This is a genomic window from Ensifer sp. 22521, from assembly GCF_052044795.1.
In the GTDB taxonomy this organism is placed as follows: Bacteria; Pseudomonadota; Alphaproteobacteria; order Rhizobiales; family Rhizobiaceae; genus Ensifer.
The window spans coordinates 1-372 of the sequence record NZ_JBQENM010000077.1 but is presented as its reverse complement, the minus strand read 5'-3'; the positions used below and the strand labels follow the sequence as shown (position 1 = coordinate 372).

Below are 372 nucleotides of genomic sequence, written 5' to 3'. Positions count from 1 at the left end.
GCCCAGCCCGACGATTTCGTCGTTCCCGCCAAGCCCATCCAAACTATCCGCCCCAGACGTCCCAATCAGCAGGTCGTCGCCAGATGTGGGAATGCCAGATCCTTCGGAGACAATGCGGACGACATTGTTGGTGTAGCCATCCTGGCTGGTGAGGACGAAGCTTCCATCCACCGAACCAGTAAGTGTGATCTCCGTCTCGAATGAACCATTGTTATCGGTATCGATCTCAAGCAGCGTGTTTCCGCTGGAGCTGCTCAGACGCACCTGCGACAGGCTGGTCAGGCTCTGCAGCAGTTCGATCTTTTCACCGATCTGGTAGTCGGTGATGGTGTCGCCATTGAGCTCGGCAGCAGTACCCTGGAAGGTATCGAC

At 56.7% G+C, this 372-nt stretch carries 1 pseudogene; it reads right to left on the bottom strand.

The features are described from left to right. Window positions 1–372: pseudogene (locus ACTJKE_RS36600) on the bottom strand (hypothetical protein); the annotation flags it as partial.